This window comes from Streptomyces sp. NPDC059456, from assembly GCF_042750055.1.
Lineage (GTDB): Bacteria > Actinomycetota > Actinomycetes > Streptomycetales > Streptomycetaceae > Streptomyces.
Genome location: NZ_JBHYVA010001131.1, coordinates 1 through 1,286 on the forward strand (window position 1 = coordinate 1; position 1,286 = coordinate 1,286).

The following is a 1,286-nucleotide window of genomic DNA, read 5'->3' on the forward strand; positions in this document are numbered from 1 at the left end:
CTAATTCGCCCTATTCGGTCTCGCTTTCGCTACGGCTTCCCCACACCCGTCGTTCGCCCGCATCCGGAACCGGGCCCACCACACCCTTCCCCCGGCGCGCCCGCCGGCACCTCGGCCCCACCGGCGACGACCGGCCGGAGGCGTATGGGCTGCCCACGCATCGCAGCGCCTCGCCCACGACGGCGGGCGGCGGGGCCCGTCCCCGGCCGGGCCGGCGCCGTGAGGTGCGGCCCGCCGGGCGCGGGCGGGACAGGGCTCGCCCCCACCGCTGCGCGGCGAGGGCGGCATGTGCCGAGCCGGCCCGTGCCGGTCGGCGGGCATCGCGCTCCGGCGGCCACCAGGCCGGGGTGTGGTGGGGCAGGGGCTCGGGCTCGTTGAGGTGTCCGAGGGGTCAGGGGGTGTCGGTCGGGGTGATGGTGATCGGGGGGGTGGGCCAGGCGTGGGCCGTGATGCGGCGGGCGAGTTCGCGGGCCAGGGGGGCCGCGGCCGGAGAGCAGCTCAGGGTCAGGGGTTCGCCCGGCGCCAGGACCGGGCGCAGCGCGGCCAGGCAGTCCGAGGCGTCCGCCGGACCGTCGAGGGCGACGAGGGCAACCAGCCGGCGGTGCCCCGGTCCGGCCGAGGCCCGGGTGACGGCGGACCCACCCGGGGCCGGGATGGCAGCGGACCCACCCGGGGCCGGGGTGATGGCAGGGGCGCCCGAGGCCGAGGTGCTGGCAGGGGCACCCGAGGCCGCGGTGACAGCGGACCCACCCGAGGCCCGGGTGGCATGGGCGCCCGGGGCCGCGGTGGTGGCAGGGGCACCCGGAGCCGAGGTGGTGGCATGGGCGCCCGGGGCCGAGGTGGTGGCAGGGGCACCCGGGGCCGAGGTGACAGCAGTCCCACCCGAGGCCCGGGTGGCATGGGCGCCCGGGGCCGGGGTGGTGGCTGGGGCACCCGGGGTCGGGGTGACAGCAGTCCCACCCGGGGCCGGGGTGATGGCATGGGCACCCAGGGCCGCGGTGCTGGCAGGGGCACCCGGGGCCGCGGTGACAGCAGTCCCACCCGAGGCCGGGGTGACGGCGGACCCATCCGGGGCCGGGGTGATGGCAGGGGCGCCCGGGGCCGGGACCAGGACCACCGTGCCGGCTCCGGGGCGGGCGGCCGGGCGGAGCACGACCAGACGTGCGCCGCCCGCGGGTCGCGGCGGTGGCAGCGGCTGCGACGGCGGCTGCGGCTGCGGCTGCGGCTGCGGCTGCGGCTGCGGCTGCGGCTGCGGCTGCGGCAGGGGGCCGAGCAGCCGTAGGGCC

1 pseudogene is annotated in these 1,286 nt (G+C 80.2%); it reads right to left on the reverse strand.

What is annotated here, in order from left to right:
• Window positions 1–391: 391 nt before the first annotated feature.
• Window positions 392–1,286, reverse strand: a pseudogene (locus ACFXA3_RS42720) (hypothetical protein); the annotation flags it as partial.